Raw genomic sequence first — 16,877 nt, 5'->3', positions numbered from 1 at the left:
GCCGGATGGGGAAGGAGTTGGCAGTATGCGTTTTATGGGAATAGACATGGGGACTTCCGGGTGCAAGGCTGTGGTCTTTGATGAAAAATGGGGGGTGGTCTGCCAGGCATACGAGGAGTACGGGATGTATATGCCCGGGGAAAATATGCTGGAACTGGACGGGGAGCTGGTGTGGGAAAAGATTGCCCGGGTCATTAGGCGGGCGAATGAAGTGACAGATGAACCCGTCACCGCGCTTGCCATATCCGCGGTGGGAGATATCATTATTCCGGTGGACCAAAATGGAAACAGTCTGCGCAATGCCATTGTAGACTTTGACTTCCGCGGAGAGGAGGAGATAAAGGAGTTTACAGAGCAGTTCGGACTGGAGAGATTTTATCAAATTACGGGTATGCCTCCCGTCTATCTGGGGAGTCTGGCTAAGATCCTCTGGATTCAGAAACAAGAACCCTGCCTCTTTGAGAAGACAGCCAGGTGGGCCACCTTTGAAGATTTTATACTGCAGAAAATGGGGCTGCCACCTGTGGCCAGCTATTCGGAGGCATCCAGAACCATGCTGTTTGATATCCGAAATCGTGACTGGTCTGCACAGATCCTGAAGGCAGCAGGGCTAAAACGGGGAAGGCTTCCCTCTGCTGCGGAATCCGGAACCTTGGTTGGAACGGTACCGGGATATATAAGAGATCAGCTGGGCTTTTCAGGTGAAGTGCTTGCGGCAGCGGGGGGACATGATATGGTTTGCGCTGCAGTGGGGGCGGGGATCGATGAGCGGGAACCAGGCACAGCGGTGGATATTGCGGGAACCATAGAGGGAATCGTGGTTCCTCTGGCAAAGCCTAACACTTCCATGGAGATGTGCAGACGCTTTTTCCCGTGCTACGTGGGATTGAGAGGTTATGTCACTTTCGCTGTAAACCTTACCGCAGGGTGTGTGGTCCGCTGGTACCGGGATGAGCTGGCAGCGGACGAGTACAGGTCTTGCAGGGAAAATGGCGGGAACTTCTATGAATTTATGCAGAGAGGGGTGGATGTGGGCAGGCCGGGCAGCGTATATCTGATTCCGCATTTTTCCGGCAGCGGCAATCCATTTTTCGACGCAAAAGCAAAAGGGGCAGTCTACGGACTCACTCTGGAAACGGACAGAGTAGATCTGGGAAGGGCAGTCGTAGAAGGACTGGCCTATGAGCTGAGGATGCAGCTGGAGGCTTATGAAAAGGCAGGGATACAGATTCGTGTGCTCAGAGCAGTGGGAGGAGGTTCCTCTATTGACCGGCAGCTTCAGCTGAAAGCCAATGTCACGGGAAAAATCATTGTGAAATGCAGCGTGACAGAGGCATCTGCCATGGGAGCTGCAGTGTATGCGGCCATAGCTGCCGGGGCCTTGGGGCATCCCGCACAGGCACAGGAATACATAAGACAGGAGGAGAAGATATTTTTCCCGGAAAAGGACAGTGAGAAGAGATTTGCGAAGGCGTATGGGACTTACCGGAGACTGTCCTATGCCATTCATCTGCTGGAGCAGCAGGAACCTGCACAGTAAAGGAGGGAGAGGCTTGGAGAACTGTATTCTGGAACTAAAAAATATTGGAAAGACATTTTCAGGTGTCAATGTACTGCGGGGAATCAATCTTCAGCTAAAGAAAGGCGAAGTGCATGTGCTGCTGGGAGAGAACGGCGCGGGAAAGTCCACTCTGATAAAAATTATCAGCGGCTATCACCTTCCGGACAGGGGTGGAGAGATCTGGGTGGATGGAAGACAGGCGGAGTTCAGAAACCCGAAACAGCCAAAGGAGGCAGGCATACATACCATCTATCAGGAACTGACTCTGTGCAGGGATATGACGGTAGCGGAAAATATAGTAATGGATAAGCAGGACAAATACAGAGGGATTCTGCTGCGGGAAAAGGAATTTCAGCGGACAGCTGCAGAGGTGCTGAAGCGTCTGGGATCACAGCTGTCTCCCAATATGCTGGTCAGAAACCTTTCCATAGCGGAGCAGCAGATTGTAGAGATTGCGAAAGCCATCAGCGCCAATGCCAAGGTGATTCTCATGGATGAGCCGACCTCTTCTATCTCACAAAAAGATTCTCAAAAGCTTCTTGAGATCGTGAAAGCTTTAAGCCGTGAGGGAGTTACCATAGTCTATATCTCTCACAGACTTCAGGAGATTGAGCAGATTGCGGACCGGATCACCATCCTGAGGGATGGGAGCTATGTGGATACCGTTGAGAACCGGCAGGTCCGGGAACAGGACCTGATCAGCATGATGGTAGGACGGGAAATACAGGATGTATATGCCAAGGAAGAGGTAAAACTGGGCGAAGTGATTCTAAAGGCAGAGCACCTATCCGGGAACACGTTTTCTGACCTGTCCTTTGAGGTACACAGGGGTGAAATCTTTGGCTTCGGAGGACTTGTAGGCTCCAAGAGGACGGATGTCCTGGAAACCCTCTTCGGCCTCAGGCCAATTACCGGAGGCCGGATTTGGATCAGGGGAAAGGAATATACTCCGGCCGGACCAAGGCGGGCCATAAAAGAGGGAATGGCTTTTGTCACTGAGGACCGGAAAAAGACCGGACTGGTCCTGTGTATGTCAGTGATGGAAAACTTGAACATGCTCAATGCGCAGCGGAACGGAAGGACCGGATGGCTGGATTGGAAAAAGCTGAGGGACATTGCCAGGAAGTACAAAGAGTCCCTCAACATCAGGGTCTCGAACATCAATCTGCCTGTACAGACCCTTTCAGGGGGAAACCAGCAGAAGGCTGCGCTGGGAAAATGGCTGGATATGGACCCACAGATCATACTTTTTGATGAACCCACCAGAGGAATTGACATTGGAGCAAAGTCAGAAATCTATAAAATTATGGGCAGGCTGGTAAAGAGAGGCGCTTCTATAATAATGGTTTCTTCAGAACTGCCGGAACTGATCAGTGTGGCTGACCATATCCTCATTATGCAGGAAGGCAGGATGAAGGGGATTTTGGGTAGAGACGAGGTGACCCAGGAGAAGGTAATGGGGCTGGCGGCACAGAAATCAGCACAGTAAGGAGGAAAGGGAATGGATACAAAAAGATCCCGGGTGGGACAGTTTTGCATTAAATACCGTACGATCTTGATTTTGATTGTATTAGCAGTGGTTTTTACTTCCATGAAGCCTGTGTTTATGCACGGAATGAATCTCTTGAATATGATGAAGCGGATGAGTTACACGGCAGTGGTAGCTTTCGGAATGACCTTTATCCTCACATTGGGGGCTCTGGACTTGTCAGGTGGATCTGTTGCAGCGCTGGTGGGCGTTGCCCTGGGGCTGCTCTTAAACAGAGGAATCCCTCTGGGAATATCCCTGCTTGCCGTTGTTTTGCTGGCAACAGCCTTAGGGCTTTTTAATGCCGTAATCAGCGTGTATGGAAAGATCGAACCCTTCCTGGTGACACTTGCCACCATGAATATTTTCAGGGGGATTGCAATGACGCTCTCAAACGGGAGAACGATCCCGATTAAGGCATCCGGCTTTGCGTATACATTCGGAAATGGGACAGTGGCGGGAATCCTGCCCACACCCATTATCATTATGGTCCTGTTTTTTATACTCTGTCTTTTCCTGTACCGAAAAACAAAATTTGGATTCTATGTAAAATGCATTGGGGGAAACACAGAAGCCGCCAAGGTTGCAGGGATTAATGTGAGAGCTGTCAAGATCTGGACGTACACATTCAGCGGCTTTTTGGCAGGTATTTCCGGTTTGATCCTGGCGGCTCTCATGAATGCCGGCATGTCAGACTTGGGCACGGACTTATCCATGGATGCCATCTCAGCGGCGGTGCTGGGCGGCACAGCCATCTCGGGAGGAATCGGCAGCATGTGGGGGACAGTGGGAGGCTGTATGATCATGGCAATCCTAAACGGAGGACTCTCCCTGCTGGGAGCACAGTCCCAGCACCAAATGCTGGTAAAGGGCTGTGTCATTATTATAGCGGTGTTTATGGACAATGTGTTGAAGTCGAAGACCACGGTAAAACAGGATGAATCAGGCAGTAATGCACAGACAGCAAAAGAAAGGCAACCGTAAACGTCACAGCAAAGGAGGAAAACATGAAGAGGAAAAAAGCAATTGCAGCGGTCATGTGCGCGGTTCTGGCGGTATCCGTATCCGGATGCTCCCCGGGAAAAGAGGGCACGAATGCCCCGGAAACAGAAAAACAGACAGGGGGCGGGCAGCAGACCGAAAGTGCTCAGAGGAATCAGGAAACGGAGGATTCAGGGACAAAGGACACGGAGGCAGCAGAGACTGAGCAGGCAGATCAGACAGGCCGTACGGGGAACAGTGGGGAGGACCCCAATACGGCAGACTATGAATATGTACAGCCCGCAGGGGAGCGCTTTGACATCGCTTCCTATTACAACGAACTGGGGGTGGACTGCTCCTTTAAGCTCAGATCAACCGGAGGTGTGGTAAACGTTCCGGATAACTATACCACAGAGCTTCCAGTACCCAAGGAGAAGTATAGCGTGGGATTTTCCGTGTACTATACAGTGGACGAAGTGGGGGCCATGATTCTGGATACCATGAAGGCATGTGCCGAGGAAGCGGGAATTGAGCTTTTGGTGAACGATGCGGACTATGATCAGGATGCCCAGAATCAGGCGATTGAGCAGTGGATTCTCCAGGATGTGGACGGTGTGATCCTGGCGCCCTGCGATTTCACCGGAGTAAAGGAATCCCTGGACTCTTTAAAGAAAGCGGGAATTCCGGTGATTACCTTTAACCCGGCGCTGGTGTCCGAGGCAGATTCCGTGGTTATGTCAGAGTGTAAGGAGCAGGGTGTAATGGCAGGTGAACTGCTGCGCAAGTACCTGGAGGATAACGGCACGGAGCTGAAAGGGACCATTGTATACCAAAGCCTTCCGTTTGTCCATCCCAACGCGGCGACCCGTTCGGACGGCTTTAAGAGCGTGTTTGCAGACTGTCCGGATCTGGATATCGTGGAACTGACAGGAACCTCCATAGAGGAGCACTATGCAGCCTTTGAGAGCGCTTTGATGGCTTATCCGGATATGATTGGGGCCTTTGGCCTGTATTCGGCAGCTACGGTGGGTATGCTGAACGCAAAAGCAGCCAATGGCAGCGGGATACCCATCACATCCATTGACAATGACAAACCCATTCTCCAGGGAATTTATGAGGGAAATATTCTGGGATCTGCCTGCTATAGTTCTACAGCTCCTGCATTTTGGGCTATGAGCGGTATGATCAACCTGCTCAATGGGGTGGATATCCCCAGCGCATATTTTTATGAGAATCAGCTGGTGACAAAGGAAAATGTGGAGGAAATGTTTGAACATTACTATGGGGGCAAGAAACTGAAAGATTACATGGCTGGAGAGATCCAGTAGAGAGGAGGTTCACCTATGAGAGTACTGGCTTTTGGAGCTCACCCGGATGACATTGAATTTCGGATGGCAGGCACCCTGCTGAAAATGAAACAGCGGGGGGATGAAGTATTTATGTGCGTGGCAACCAATGGAAATATCGGCTCCTATCAGCACACCAAGGAAGAGACCGCTGCCATGCGAAGGAAGGAGGCACAGGCTTCGGCTGACTATCTGGGCGCGCAGCTTTTATGGCTGAACGAGGAGGATGAGTTCCTTTTTGACAATGAAAAAACACGCCTGAAATTTATCGAAGCGGTGCGGGTGGCCAGGCCGGATGTGATATTGGCACCGCCGCCATTTAAGGACTATAACCAGGATCACGACATCACAGGGTACCTGGCGTTTGAGGCAAGGGTGCTGGCTTCTGTAAAGGCTATCGAGACAGAGCATACGGTGATGGACCGTGTTCCGCCCATGTTTTACTGTACACCTATGGGATACTCGGACACATACCATCCCCAATATTTTGTGGATATCACGGAGACTTTTTCCGGGAAGGTGGATATGTTCATGTGCCATGACTCACAGCAGGGGGATTGGTGCAGAGACGCTTTTGGGGTAGCGTACATTGACATTCTGGAAAATGAGAATAAATACTGGGCATCCATGTGCGGAACACCAGGGGTGGAGTATGTGGAAGCATTTTGCATCTGTGAGAAATGGCCCATTATTGCAGGCGCGCACAAGCTGTTGCCGTAGGATTTTGCAGGAAAAAGTCCACCGCTTGTGTAAGCGGAGATTTGCCGAAAGGCAGGGGGAAGAAACATTGAGTAGGAGAAGCGTATTATGTATCATTCTGTGTATCGCGGTCATCACATGCATGACCGCATGTTCCGGGGGGAACGCCAAGACAGAGAAGACAGACGGGGAAAAAACAAATGCAGCGCATTCTAACAAAGCGGATTTTGAGTACATCCATCCGGAGGGGACCACATCCGACATCAACCAGTATTACAATGATCTGGGCGTGGAGTGCAATGTGAACATACGCAGCACAGGCGGTGATGTGAAATGGAGTGGAGCAAAGGTCAGCCTGCCGGTTCCGTCAGAGCCTTATACCATAGGCTTTTCGGTGTACTACACAGTGGATGAGGTAGGCGCCATGTATCTGGAAGGGATGAAAGAGGCTGCAAAGGAGGCAGGGATAGAACTCCTGGTTAATGATGCGGACTACGACCAGGATGCCCAGAATCAGGCAATCGAACAGTGGATACTCCAGGGTGTGGACGGTGTGATTTTGACACCCTGCGATTTCTACGGGGTGCAGGATGCACTGGACTCGCTGGAACAGGCGCACATACCGGTGGTGACCATCGATGCGCCTCCAAATGCCGGAAATATTGATTCTGCCATTATGTATGACTGTGTGGAGCAGGGCAGAATGGCGGGTGAACTGCTGGAAAAGGCCCTTCTGGATAAAGGCAGCAAGATGGAAGGGGTTATCTATTATGGCACGCTGCCCTTTATTCATCCCAATGCAGTGACCCGGGAACTGGGATTTAAAGAGGTTTTTCAAAAATATGACAAAATTACGATTAAGGCTCTGACAGGAGAGTCGCCGGAGGAGCACTATACGGCATTTGAAGGGGCGCTGCAGGCAGACCCGGATATGTTGGGGGCATGGGGGCTGTACTCCTCCGCCACCTACGGCATGATGAATGCAATCAAGGCATCCGGAAAAGAGATATTGCTGACCTCAATTGACAATGACCGGGTGATTCTGGAAGGGATTTACAACGGTGAGGTACTGGGGTCCGCATGTTACAGCGCCATCGAGGGGTCCAGACTGGGAATGATGCAGATGATCAATCTGCTGGACGGGGTAAATGTGCCGGGGATTGTGTATCAGACGAACACCATGGTTACGGATGAAAATGTGGGGCAGATGTTTGAAGAGTATTACAATGGGGCAACACTGGCTGATTTTATGGCCGGAAAATAAAGCAAAGGAGAAGGTATTATTATGGGAGAACGCGCACCGGAATTGATTGTGATGCTCACGCACCACGACCGGACTGTGGAAAATGCCATTCAGGTGTTTGAAGAGGCAAAGGACGCACCTGCCAGGTATTGGGGATTTAAGGAAGTCGGACTGCCGGAGGAGGAGATGAAGCTGCTGGTAAAGAAAATGAAAGAGGCAGGCAAGACAACCTTCCTGGAGGTGGTGGCCTATACGGAGGATGAGTGCCTGGAGGGGGCCAAAATCGGCGCCAGATGCGGATTTGACGTGCTGATGGGGACACTGTATTTTGAGTCTGTCCAGAGGGAGGCCGAGAGTGCGGGAATGCGCTATATGCCTTTTGTGGGAAAGATAAACGGCCGTCCCAGCGTGCTGGAGGGCACCGCGAAGGAAATGATTGACGAGGCCAACCAGCTCATTGAACAAAGAGGGGTTGCCGGTATCGATCTTCTGGGGTACCGATACACCGGTGATGCCGCAAAACTGAATGCGGAATTTGTCAGGCAGGTTCGGGGGGACGTATGCCTGGCCGGAAGTATAGCCAGTTTTGAACGCTTGGATGAGGTGAGAAAAACGAAAGCCTGGGCATTTACCATCGGAGGAGCATTTTTTGAGAAGAAATTCGGGGACACCTCCTTTGGCGGGCAGATTAAGACAGTAATAGATTATATGAGCCGATCATGATGAGGCAGGACTGCGCCGGCAAGGAGAAGATTTTTCCTGTGGGCGCAGTTCGCGTTCTGTGGTAGAATAAAAAATGGAGGAATATAGAATGAGCATAGAAATCACAAAAATTCAAAGGCTTACTTCACCCAACCCCTTTTGCCTGATTACCAGCCAAAAGGAAGACGGAAGTACAAACATTATGGCGCTGTCCTGGTGGACTTACGTGTCAAACCATCCCGCTACGGTTGCAGTTTGCTTAAGCGGCAGAGGGTACACAAAAGACCTGATCCGCAGAAGCGGTGAATTTGGACTGTGCCTGCCCGATGTATCCCTGGCGGCGGAGGCGGTGAAATGCGGGAGGATATCCGGCAGGGAACTGGATAAGGCAGCATCCTATGGAATACGGATGGAAAAGGCGGAGGAGATATCCGCTGACCTGGTGGCAGAAAGTGAGGCGGCCATGGAGTGCAGAGTGGTTGAGGAGATGGAGGCAGGGGACCATATTCTATTTGTCGCACAGGTAGCGGCTGTACGTATGAAGCCGGAATACCGTCACCTGTATGCCCTTGACGGATATGCCACGTTGGGGCCTGCGTAAGCGAAAATAGAGTGGTCAGCAGGCCATATCCGACAAAATTGGGTTTTGTTGGTTTTGTGTTGGGTCCTGGAAAGCCCGGGGGAAAAAGTGGCGGAAATACTGAAAAGCCCGCAAATTCAAGGGGTTTCCTTGCTTTGAAAAAACTTGAGAAAGATGTTGATTTTTATTGGAATACGTGATAAAATAAATTAAACCAAAAATAAAACAACACAAACAAACATACAAGGAGGATATTTTTTCATGGCTAACGAGTATGAAATCAAAAAACAAATCTGTGAGATCGGCAAGAGAATCTACGACAGAAACATGGTTGCCGCTAATGATGGCAACATTTCCGTAAAACTGAATGACAATGAGTTCCTGTGCACACCGACTGGTGTTTCCAAGGGCTTCATGACCCCGGAGTACATATGTAAAGTAGATGCAAAGGGTAACTGCATCCAGGCAAACGGCAACTTCAGACCGTCATCTGAGATCAAGATGCACATGAGAGTGTATGAGAAGAGACCGGATGTTGGATCTGTTGTACATGCTCATCCGAATTTCGCTACTTCTTTCGCCATTGCCGGCATTCCTCTTACACAGCCGATCATGCCGGAAGCTGTTATCGCTCTGGGATGCGTGCCCATCGCTGAGTACGGCACACCTTCCACTATGGAAATTCCGGACAACCTGGAAAAATATCTTCCATATTATGATGCAGTTCTGTTAGAGAGCCACGGAGCACTTACCTGGAGCACAGATCTGAACGCAGCTTATATGAAGATGGAATCTGTTGAGTTCTACGCTGAGCTGCTTTACAAATCCAAAATGCTGGGCGGACCTAAGGAATTTGACAAAGATCAGATCGCAAAACTGTACGAGATCAGAAGACAGATGGGACTGCCAGGAAAACATCCGGCTAATATCTGTGCTGAGTTAAATGGTGCAGGCAAAGGATGTCATTCATGCGATGGCGCTTGCAGCTGCGGCGGGGCTTCCAAAAATGATACCGATGTAGAAGCAATTGTGGCAGAAGTGACCAAAAAGATCCTTGCTCAGATGAAATAAGGAGGCACCAATATAATGGCTATGAACGAACAAGAAATTCAAAACATTGTTCGAAGCGTTTTAAAAGGCATGGGGACAGCGGAAGCGGAGAAACCTGCTCAGGCTGACAAAAAGCTTTTGGGTGTCTTTGAGGATATTGAGGATGCAATCGCAGCAGCCAAGGCGGCACAGAAAGAGATTCAGCCGATGCCTTTGGAGTTCCGCGAGAAGATTATTGCAAATATCCGTAAAAAAACACTGGAAAACGCCAAGATGTTTGCTGAACTTGGAGTAGAAGAGACCGGAATGGGAAATGTGGGACACAAGATCCTGAAACATCAGCTGGTTGCGGAGAAGACCCCGGGAACGGAAGACCTCTCCACAGTTGCATGGTCGGGTGACAGAGGACTGACGCTGATCGAGCAGGGTCCCTGGGGTGTGATCGGAGCGGTTTGCCCCTCCACCAATCCTACGGAAACGGTTATCTGCAACAGCATCGGAATGATCGCGGCAGGAAACACCGTAGTGTTTATGCCTCATCCGTCAGCTAAAAAAGTTTCCAATCTGGCCATTGACATGGTAAACAGAGCCAGCGTGGAAGTGGGAGGCCCTGAGAACATCGTAGTTGCGGTGAAAGAGCCCACCATGGAAGTCAGCAATATTGTATTTAAACATAAAGATGTCGGCCTGTTGGTAGCGACAGGGGGCCCGGGAGTGGTAACCAGCGTGCTTTCCTCAGGAAAGAGAGCAATGGGAGCCGGTGCAGGAAATCCGCCTGTACTGGTTGACGAGACAGCGAATATCCCCAAGGCGGCAGAGGACATCATCAACGGATGTACATTTGACAACAACCTGCCATGTATTGCAGAAAAAGAAGTGGTGGCTGTGGACATGATTGTGGACGAGCTGATCTACCACATGGAGCAGGCGGGATGCTACCATGCCAACGCTGAAGAAGTACAGAAGCTGATCGATACCGTATTTATTACAAAGAACGGTAAGAGAACCCTGAACAGACAGTGCGTGGGAAGAAGCGCGAAAGTGCTTTTGGGCAAGATAGGTGTCACGGTGGGCGATGAGATCCGCTGCATTATCTTTGAAGGCGAAAAGACAAATCCGCTGATCTGGGAAGAACTGATGATGCCGATTCTGGGCGTTGTGCGTGTAAAGAATGTGGACGAGGGAATTGAGGTTGCAGTGGAGCTGGAGCACGGAAACAGACATTCTGCTCATATGCATTCAACCAATGTAAACAATCTGACCAAGTTTGGAAAAGCAATCGACACAGCGATCTTTGTGAAGAATGCTCCATCCTATGCGGCATTGGGATTCGGAGGAGAAGGATATCCAACCTTTACCATCTGCAGCCGTACCGGTGAGGGCCTGACTTCGACGAAGAGCTTTACAAAGAGCAGAAGATGTGTCATGGGCGATGCACTTTGCATCAGATAGGAGTGATAGACGTGGATATGAATATAGAAGAAATCGTAAAACAGGTGCTTTCAGAAATGCAGGGAAAGCCAGCCGCACCGGCCGTGGCACCTGCGTCTGCGAAACCGGCCGGAGCTATTCCGAAAACAGCGAAGGTTGCTATGCTGACAGCTCTGGAAAACTATGACATTAAAGAGTTTCCGATTCCCCCTCTGGGAGATGACGATATTCTGGTCAAGGTGGAAGGCTGTGGTATCTGCGGCACGGATGCACATGAGTTTAAGAGAGATCCGTTCAGCCTGATTCCGGTAGCTCTGGGACATGAAGGTACCGGTGAAATTGTGGCTATGGGCAAAAACGTAAAGGTTGACACAGCCGGCAAACCGGTTAAGGTTGGCGATAAGGTTGTTACCTGCATGATTTTCAAGGATGATCCTGAAATCACCATGTTTGACCTGAACAAGAAAAACGTGGGCGGCGCGGATGTGTACGGACTGCTCCCGGATGATGACATTCATCTGAACGGATGGTTCTCAGACTACATCTTCATCAGAGGCGGCAGCTTTGGAGCTACTTTCTTCAATGTAAGTGATCTGGATCTGGAGTCCCGTATCCTGATCGAGCCGTGTGCAGTTCTGATTCATGCAGTAGAGCGAGCAAAATCAACAGGTATCCTCCGTTTCAACAGCCGTGTTGCTGTACAGGGATGCGGACCGATCGGCCTGATCTGTATCGCAGTGCTGCGCACCATGGGTATTGAAAATATCGTAGCGGTTGACGGAAATGAGCAGAGACTTGAGTTTGCAAAGAAGATGGGCGCAGAGAAATCTGTAAACTTCATGAACTACAAAGGCGTAGAAGCCTTAGCAGAGGGTGTGAAGGAAGCATTTGACGGACATCTGGCAGATTTTGCATTCCAGTGTACAGGAAATCCAAAGGCACACTCCAACATCTACAAGTTCATCCGCAATGGCGGCGGACTTTGTGAGCTGGGATTCTTTATCAACGGCGGAGATGCACAGATTAATCCTCACTTTGATCTGTGCTCCAAGGAAATCAACCTGGTTGGTTCCTGGGTATACACACTGAGAGATTATGTGACCACTTTTGATTTCCTGAAGAGAGCACAGGCAATTGGACTTCCTATGAAAGATCTGATCACAGACAAGTATCCTCTGGAGCAGATCAATGAAGCACACCAGAAGAACCTGGCAATGACAGGTCTGAAGATTGCCATCATCAACGAATAATTCGGAAGGAGTAAAGAGCGATGCATGAAGCAGCAGGGATTTTAGAAGTGTTCGGGTGTGTGGCGGCTTTTGTGGCAGCGGATGCAGCGGCCAAGGCAGCGGATGTCCGGATCGAAGCAATCGATAAGAATAAGCCTGCCAATGCGGATGCGTTGCCAGTACCCCTTATCACCTGTTTGAAAATCAGGGGAAGCGTGGCAGCCGTCGAGGCGGCCATGGACGCGGCCGCACAGGCAGCGGAAGGGATTACCGGTGTTATCACAAGGCATATCATACCGGCACCATCAGAGGATTGCGAAAAAATGTTAAGAATAAGCGCTATCTAGTGAAAAACTGTACAAATAGCGCGAACCATGATAAAATTAGTTAAATTGTTGAGGAATTTTAAGGAGGATATCTATAATGACACAGGAAGCATTAGGAATGGTAGAGACAAGAGGTTTAGTTGCAGCAATCGAGGCATCTGATCAGATGGTAAAAGCAGCTGACGTTACATTAATCGGAACAGAGAAGATCGGTTCCGGACTGGTAACCGTTATGGTACGCGGAGATGTTGGAGCTGTCAAAGCAGCCACAGAGGTTGGCGGAGCAGCAGCAGGCAGACTGGGCGAGCTGGTAGCTGTTCATGTTATCCCAAGACCGCACAACGATGTAGAGAAGATCTTACCCACCATCTAATGATGCCAGGGTCAAAATACTTTTTGACCCCAACATCTATTTAATTTATTATTAAAAGGAAAAGAATATGGGAACATCATTAGGATTAATTGAATTGCCTAACTGCACAGATGCTATCCAGGCGCTGGATGTGATGCTGAAGACAGCAGATGTAAAGTTCCTGACGTGGGAGAAGAAGTTGGGCGGAAGATTGGTGACAATAATCGTTCAGGGTACTGTTGCCGCGGTTACGGAGGCGGTGGAGGCAGCAAAACACAACGCCGCAGGAAATGTCGTAGCTTCCGCAGTAATTGCAAATCCGCACGAGGAGACTATGAAGCTGGTGGCAGTCAGCGCAAAGAAATATGCCTTTCTGCGAAACGAATAGTGTTACTGTTCACACGTTCACAGCAGTAAATGCTCAGATCTGAGTGAACAGTAACCGAATAGTTCCCCGGGTGTAAGATTATAAGGTAACAGACTTGACAAAGCAAGAAGTTAAGGAGGAAATCAGAATGGAACTTCAGGCATTAGGAATGGTAGAGACAAGAGGACTGATCGCGTCTATCGAAGCAGCTGACGCAATGCTGAAAGCAGCAAATGTTGTTTTGGTTGGAACAGAGAAAATTGGTTCCGGACTTGTAAGTGTTATGGTACGCGGCGATGTAGGAGCTGTAAAGTCAGCAGTGGAAGCTGGTTCCGCAGCGGCAGAGAGACTGGGTGAGATCATTGCTGTTCACGTAATCCCTAGACCGCACGATGATGTAGAGAAAATCCTTCCGCAGATCTAATCATTCCATGAGGAAGGGGCAGCATACCGGATGACAAAGTGATTTTGGACAACCGGATGTATATAGGTCTTAAGATACAGAAAGGCTGCCGCTGGCAGGCTTTCTGTATGCCTTAAGGCGTAACCCTATAAAGAGAGGGAAAAGAAGATGCAGGAACAACAATTAGTAAATGAAATTGCTAAGCTGGTTGCTGAACAGCTTAAAAACGTTGATGTTTACAATCCACAAGACACAATACCTGTTGGTATCTCTGCAAGGCATGTGCATCTCAGCCGTGAGGACGTGGAGACTCTGTTTGGCAAGGGGTATCAGCTGAATAAGAAAAAGGATCTCATGGGCGGACAGTTTGCTGCACAGGAGTGTGTAACTCTGGTGGGAACCAAGCTGCGCGCCATTGAGAATGTGAGGGTTTTGGGACCGGAGAGAAGCAGCTCCCAGGTGGAAGTGGCTAAGACAGATGCCATCAAGCTGGGAATTAACGCGCCGGTACGCTTATCCGGTGATCTGGCCGGCAGCGCTCCAATCGCGCTTGTAGGTCCTAAGGGTGTGGTTTACTTAAAGGAAGGATGCATCATTGCCAAGAGACATATCCACATGTCACCTGACGACGCAGCTAAATTCGGCGTGAAGGATAAACAGGTGGTGAAGGTTCGCTTTGAGAGCGGCCGCGGCGGGGTTCTGGAGGATGTGCCCATCCGTGTAGACGACACATTTACATTGGAAATGCATATCGATACCGATGAGGCCAATGGCCTTGGTATCAGTAAAGATAAAGGAATCCTGATTAAATAGGATTGTGTGCGATGTAATGCGCACAGACGGAGGAAATCATGATTATAGGCAAAGTAGTAGGAACAGTGATCTGTACAAGAAAAAATTCTGATCTTGTGGGAAGCAAATTCCTGATTGTAGATCCCATGGAAAAGATGCACGCTAAGAATAAAGAGCGTATCGTTGCTGTGGACAATGTAGGCGCCGGTATTTCAGATATTGTGCTGGTAACTACGGGAAGTTCTGCGAGACTTGGCTGTGGTAATCCGGATTCTCCTATTGATGCATGTATTGTAGGTATTGTAGATGACCCGCAAAAAATAGTCATAGAAGAATAGGTTGGAGTAGTGAACATGATGAATATGGTAGATATGAAAAAGGCTTTATTTGACGGCGGTGTCGTAGGAGCTGGCGGTGCAGGCTTTCCAACTCATGCGAAGCTTTCTGACCAGGCAGAGACCATTATTTTGAACTGTGCTGAGTGTGAACCACTGATTAAAGTTGACAGACAGCTCATGGTGGATTACATAAATGAAGTGCTATCAGGAATGCAGATGCTGGTGGAAGCTTTGGGAGCGAATGAGGGAATCATCGCGGTAAAGAAATCCTACACAGCCTCAATCGAAGCAGTAAACAGCAATATTGGAAATTATAAAAATCTGAAACTTCATATTTTACCGGATATCTATCCGGCGGGAGATGAGGTAGTTCTGATTTATGAGACCACAGGAAAGGTAGTGCCTCAGGGTAAGATTCCGATCCTGGTGGGATGTGTTGTCTGTAATGTGGAGACGGTACTCAATCTCTACCGTAAAGTTACAAATGACAAAAATGTGGTAACGAAGTTTGTTACCGTAGCAGGTTTAGTAAATAAGCCGGTAACCGTAGAGGTACCAGTGGGTATTACCGTTAAGGAACTGGTTGATATGGCAGGCGGACTCTCCACAGAAGACAGTGTGCTTCTCATGGGAGGCCCCATGACAGGGCGTATCTGTTCTATGCAGGACATTGTTACCAAGACCACAAAGGCTCTTTTGGTTCTGCCGCCCACCTGTCCTCCCATCGAAAAGAGAAGGAGAAAACCGCACTTGAACATCCGCAACGCTATGTCCGTATGTTCACAGTGTTCTATGTGTACCAGCTTATGCCCGAGAAATTTACTTGGACAGTCCATCAAGCCACATGAATTTATGAGAGCAATTGCGAATGGAATCACTTACAATGTGGAGCCCTTCCTCAATTCTTTCTTCTGCTGTTCCTGTGGACTTTGTGAAATGTACTCCTGTCATCAGGACTTATCTCCAAGAAGTTTGTTAGACGGCTATAAAGCAGGCTTAAGAGCAAAAGGCGTGAAGATCCCGGATAAGCCAAACAAACCGGTGTCCAGTATGCGTGAGGAGCGAAGAGTTCCGGAACACAGGCTGGTAGAGCGTTTGGGCTTACATAAGTTTGATATACCGGCACCTTTCGTGGGATGTCCGGCCGAGATCAAAGAAGTGAAGCTCATGCTTCGTCAGAACATCGGTGCACCCTGTGTACCTGCCGTAAAGGTGGGAGACGCGGTGACTGTGGGACAGCAGATTGCTGCTCCACCTGAGGGAGCTCTTGGAACCTGTTTACATGCAAGTATCGCCGGAACAATCACGGCAGTAACTGACAATTTCATTAGCATTCAGGCCTAATGGAAAATAAGTCAAGATGGAGATGAGAACGATGAAGGCAATTGGAATGGTAGAATATAAAACTGTTTCCACAGGTATTAAGGCTGCAGACCTTATTGTGAAAACAGCGGAGGTTGAACTTATTCAAGCTCAGACAGTTTGCCCCGGTAAGTTTATTATTTTGTTTACCGGTGATTTAAGTGCAATCAGAGTTTCCGTTGATGCTGCCAAGAGAGAGTATCCGGAGAGCCTGATTGACAGCTTCGTGCTGGGTAATCCTCACGAAAGCTTGTTTAAAGCGCTTACCTGTACAGCAGACATTGAAAATATTCAGGCACTGGGTGTGGTGGAGACATTCACAGGCGCTTCCGCAATCGTGGCTGCAGACCATGCTGCCAAGACCGCACAGGTGGATGTGTTTGAGATTCGTGTAGCCCGCGGTATGTGTGGTAAGTCTTATGTATTGATGTCCGGAACAGTGGCCGCAGTGACAGAAGCTGTGGAGTCATCTGTTGCGTTGATAAAAGAGGAGGGACTCATGCTAGATTATGCAGTCATCCCAAGTCCTTCCAAGGAGTTTGTAAAAACTCTGATCTAACCTTGAGCATCCAACCGTCATCCAGGAT

Annotated in this window: 19 protein-coding genes; all 19 read left to right on the top strand. The window is 49.3% G+C overall.

The annotated features are described in order from the left end of the window. Window positions 1-25: 25 nt before the first annotated feature. The 19 genes from AC0THY_RS17415 (at window position 26) to AC0THY_RS17325 (ending at window position 16,849) form a co-directional block, all read left to right on the top strand. Window positions 26-1,540 (top strand): FGGY-family carbohydrate kinase, encoded by a 1,515-nt coding sequence (locus tag AC0THY_RS17415; protein ID WP_489991862.1) that lies wholly within the window; start codon window positions 26-28, stop codon window positions 1,538-1,540. 13 nt (window positions 1,541-1,553) lie between these two features. Continuing rightward, window positions 1,554-3,050, top strand: coding sequence for a sugar ABC transporter ATP-binding protein (locus AC0THY_RS17410; protein ID WP_489991861.1), 1,497 nt, complete (start codon window positions 1,554-1,556; stop codon window positions 3,048-3,050). Between the two features lie 12 nt (window positions 3,051-3,062). Next, window positions 3,063-4,073: an ABC transporter permease gene (locus tag AC0THY_RS17405; protein ID WP_489991860.1), complete on the top strand. Its 1,011-nt coding sequence runs from the start codon at window positions 3,063-3,065 to the stop codon at window positions 4,071-4,073. A gap of 23 nt (window positions 4,074-4,096) precedes the next feature. Next, window positions 4,097-5,398 (top strand): sugar ABC transporter substrate-binding protein, encoded by a 1,302-nt coding sequence (locus tag AC0THY_RS17400; RefSeq protein ID WP_489991859.1) that lies wholly within the window; start codon window positions 4,097-4,099, stop codon window positions 5,396-5,398. 15 nt (window positions 5,399-5,413) lie between these two features. Next, window positions 5,414-6,136 carry a PIG-L deacetylase family protein gene (locus tag AC0THY_RS17395; RefSeq protein ID WP_489991858.1) on the top strand — a complete coding sequence of 241 codons (723 nt, stop codon included), beginning with the start codon at window positions 5,414-5,416 and terminating at the stop codon, window positions 6,134-6,136. A 67-nt stretch (window positions 6,137-6,203) separates the two neighbouring features. After that, window positions 6,204-7,379, top strand: coding sequence for a sugar ABC transporter substrate-binding protein (locus AC0THY_RS17390; protein ID WP_489991857.1), 1,176 nt, complete (start codon window positions 6,204-6,206; stop codon window positions 7,377-7,379). Window positions 7,380-7,400: 21 nt separating this feature from the next. Continuing rightward, the gene (locus tag AC0THY_RS17385) at window positions 7,401-8,081 is read left to right on the top strand and encodes a hypothetical protein (RefSeq protein WP_489991856.1); all 681 of its coding nucleotides are present in this window, start codon (window positions 7,401-7,403) and stop codon (window positions 8,079-8,081) included. Between the two features lie 88 nt (window positions 8,082-8,169). Continuing rightward, window positions 8,170-8,661 carry a flavin reductase family protein gene (locus AC0THY_RS17380; protein ID WP_489991855.1) on the top strand — a complete coding sequence of 164 codons (492 nt, stop codon included), beginning with the start codon at window positions 8,170-8,172 and terminating at the stop codon, window positions 8,659-8,661. Window positions 8,662-8,901: 240 nt separating this feature from the next. Further along, a complete protein-coding gene (locus AC0THY_RS17375) occupies window positions 8,902-9,711 on the top strand; it encodes a class II aldolase/adducin family protein (RefSeq protein ID WP_489991854.1) in 810 nt (269 codons plus the stop codon). Between the two features lie 15 nt (window positions 9,712-9,726). After that, complete coding sequence (locus AC0THY_RS17370; RefSeq protein WP_489991853.1) at window positions 9,727-11,142, top strand: aldehyde dehydrogenase family protein; 1,416 nt, start codon at window positions 9,727-9,729, stop codon at window positions 11,140-11,142. A gap of 17 nt (window positions 11,143-11,159) precedes the next feature. Continuing rightward, window positions 11,160-12,371 (top strand): zinc-binding dehydrogenase, encoded by a 1,212-nt coding sequence (locus tag AC0THY_RS17365; protein WP_489994215.1) that lies wholly within the window; start codon window positions 11,160-11,162, stop codon window positions 12,369-12,371. Between the two features lie 20 nt (window positions 12,372-12,391). Continuing rightward, window positions 12,392-12,697, top strand: a complete 306-nt coding sequence (locus tag AC0THY_RS17360) for a BMC domain-containing protein (protein ID WP_489991852.1) — start codon at window positions 12,392-12,394, stop codon at window positions 12,695-12,697. 76 nt (window positions 12,698-12,773) lie between these two features. After that, entirely contained in the window at window positions 12,774-13,049 is a 276-nt protein-coding gene (locus tag AC0THY_RS17355) for a BMC domain-containing protein (RefSeq protein WP_489991851.1), read from the top strand. 67 nt (window positions 13,050-13,116) lie between these two features. Then, window positions 13,117-13,416 carry a BMC domain-containing protein gene (locus tag AC0THY_RS17350; protein ID WP_489991850.1) on the top strand — a complete coding sequence of 100 codons (300 nt, stop codon included), beginning with the start codon at window positions 13,117-13,119 and terminating at the stop codon, window positions 13,414-13,416. A 127-nt stretch (window positions 13,417-13,543) separates the two neighbouring features. Further along, the gene (locus tag AC0THY_RS17345; RefSeq protein ID WP_489991849.1) at window positions 13,544-13,819 is read left to right on the top strand and encodes a BMC domain-containing protein; all 276 of its coding nucleotides are present in this window, start codon (window positions 13,544-13,546) and stop codon (window positions 13,817-13,819) included. Window positions 13,820-13,966: 147 nt separating this feature from the next. After that, window positions 13,967-14,611 (top strand): phosphate propanoyltransferase, encoded by a 645-nt coding sequence (locus AC0THY_RS17340; RefSeq protein ID WP_489991848.1) that lies wholly within the window; start codon window positions 13,967-13,969, stop codon window positions 14,609-14,611. 38 nt (window positions 14,612-14,649) lie between these two features. Next, complete coding sequence (locus AC0THY_RS17335; protein ID WP_489991847.1) at window positions 14,650-14,928, top strand: EutN/CcmL family microcompartment protein; 279 nt, start codon at window positions 14,650-14,652, stop codon at window positions 14,926-14,928. A gap of 15 nt (window positions 14,929-14,943) precedes the next feature. Continuing rightward, complete coding sequence (locus AC0THY_RS17330) at window positions 14,944-16,272, top strand: SLBB domain-containing protein (RefSeq protein WP_489991846.1); 1,329 nt, start codon at window positions 14,944-14,946, stop codon at window positions 16,270-16,272. A gap of 31 nt (window positions 16,273-16,303) precedes the next feature. Continuing rightward, on the top strand, window positions 16,304-16,849 hold the full coding sequence (locus AC0THY_RS17325; protein WP_489991845.1) for a BMC domain-containing protein: 546 nt from the start codon (window positions 16,304-16,306) through the stop codon (window positions 16,847-16,849). Window positions 16,850-16,877: the final 28 nt, after the last annotated feature.

Source organism: Ruminococcus sp. 8Y-12, from assembly GCF_058119865.1.
Note: the sequence above shows the minus strand (reverse complement) of the source record. Positions and strands in the feature narration are given on the sequence as shown.

What these genes read in the sequence shown, in the direction of transcription:
- AC0THY_RS17415 (WP_489991862.1), top strand. Translation starts at nt 26, where the DNA reads ATGCGTTTTATGGGAATAGACATGGGGACTTCCGGGTGCAAGGCTGTG.
- AC0THY_RS17405 (WP_489991860.1), top strand. Translation starts at nt 3,063, where the DNA reads ATGGATACAAAAAGATCCCGGGTGGGACAGTTTTGCATTAAATACCGT.
- AC0THY_RS17400 (WP_489991859.1), top strand. Translation starts at nt 4,097, where the DNA reads ATGAAGAGGAAAAAAGCAATTGCAGCGGTCATGTGCGCGGTTCTGGCG.
- AC0THY_RS17395 (WP_489991858.1), top strand. Translation starts at nt 5,414, where the DNA reads ATGAGAGTACTGGCTTTTGGAGCTCACCCGGATGACATTGAATTTCGG.
- AC0THY_RS17385 (WP_489991856.1), top strand. Translation starts at nt 7,401, where the DNA reads ATGGGAGAACGCGCACCGGAATTGATTGTGATGCTCACGCACCACGAC.
- AC0THY_RS17380 (WP_489991855.1), top strand. Translation starts at nt 8,170, where the DNA reads ATGAGCATAGAAATCACAAAAATTCAAAGGCTTACTTCACCCAACCCC.
- AC0THY_RS17375 (WP_489991854.1), top strand. Translation starts at nt 8,902, where the DNA reads ATGGCTAACGAGTATGAAATCAAAAAACAAATCTGTGAGATCGGCAAG.
- AC0THY_RS17370 (WP_489991853.1), top strand. Translation starts at nt 9,727, where the DNA reads ATGGCTATGAACGAACAAGAAATTCAAAACATTGTTCGAAGCGTTTTA.
- AC0THY_RS17365 (WP_489994215.1), top strand. Translation starts at nt 11,160, where the DNA reads ATGAATATAGAAGAAATCGTAAAACAGGTGCTTTCAGAAATGCAGGGA.
- AC0THY_RS17360 (WP_489991852.1), top strand. Translation starts at nt 12,392, where the DNA reads ATGCATGAAGCAGCAGGGATTTTAGAAGTGTTCGGGTGTGTGGCGGCT.
- AC0THY_RS17355 (WP_489991851.1), top strand. Translation starts at nt 12,774, where the DNA reads ATGACACAGGAAGCATTAGGAATGGTAGAGACAAGAGGTTTAGTTGCA.
- AC0THY_RS17350 (WP_489991850.1), top strand. Translation starts at nt 13,117, where the DNA reads ATGGGAACATCATTAGGATTAATTGAATTGCCTAACTGCACAGATGCT.
- AC0THY_RS17345 (WP_489991849.1), top strand. Translation starts at nt 13,544, where the DNA reads ATGGAACTTCAGGCATTAGGAATGGTAGAGACAAGAGGACTGATCGCG.
- AC0THY_RS17340 (WP_489991848.1), top strand. Translation starts at nt 13,967, where the DNA reads ATGCAGGAACAACAATTAGTAAATGAAATTGCTAAGCTGGTTGCTGAA.
- AC0THY_RS17335 (WP_489991847.1), top strand. Translation starts at nt 14,650, where the DNA reads ATGATTATAGGCAAAGTAGTAGGAACAGTGATCTGTACAAGAAAAAAT.
- AC0THY_RS17330 (WP_489991846.1), top strand. Translation starts at nt 14,944, where the DNA reads ATGATGAATATGGTAGATATGAAAAAGGCTTTATTTGACGGCGGTGTC.
- AC0THY_RS17325 (WP_489991845.1), top strand. Translation starts at nt 16,304, where the DNA reads ATGAAGGCAATTGGAATGGTAGAATATAAAACTGTTTCCACAGGTATT.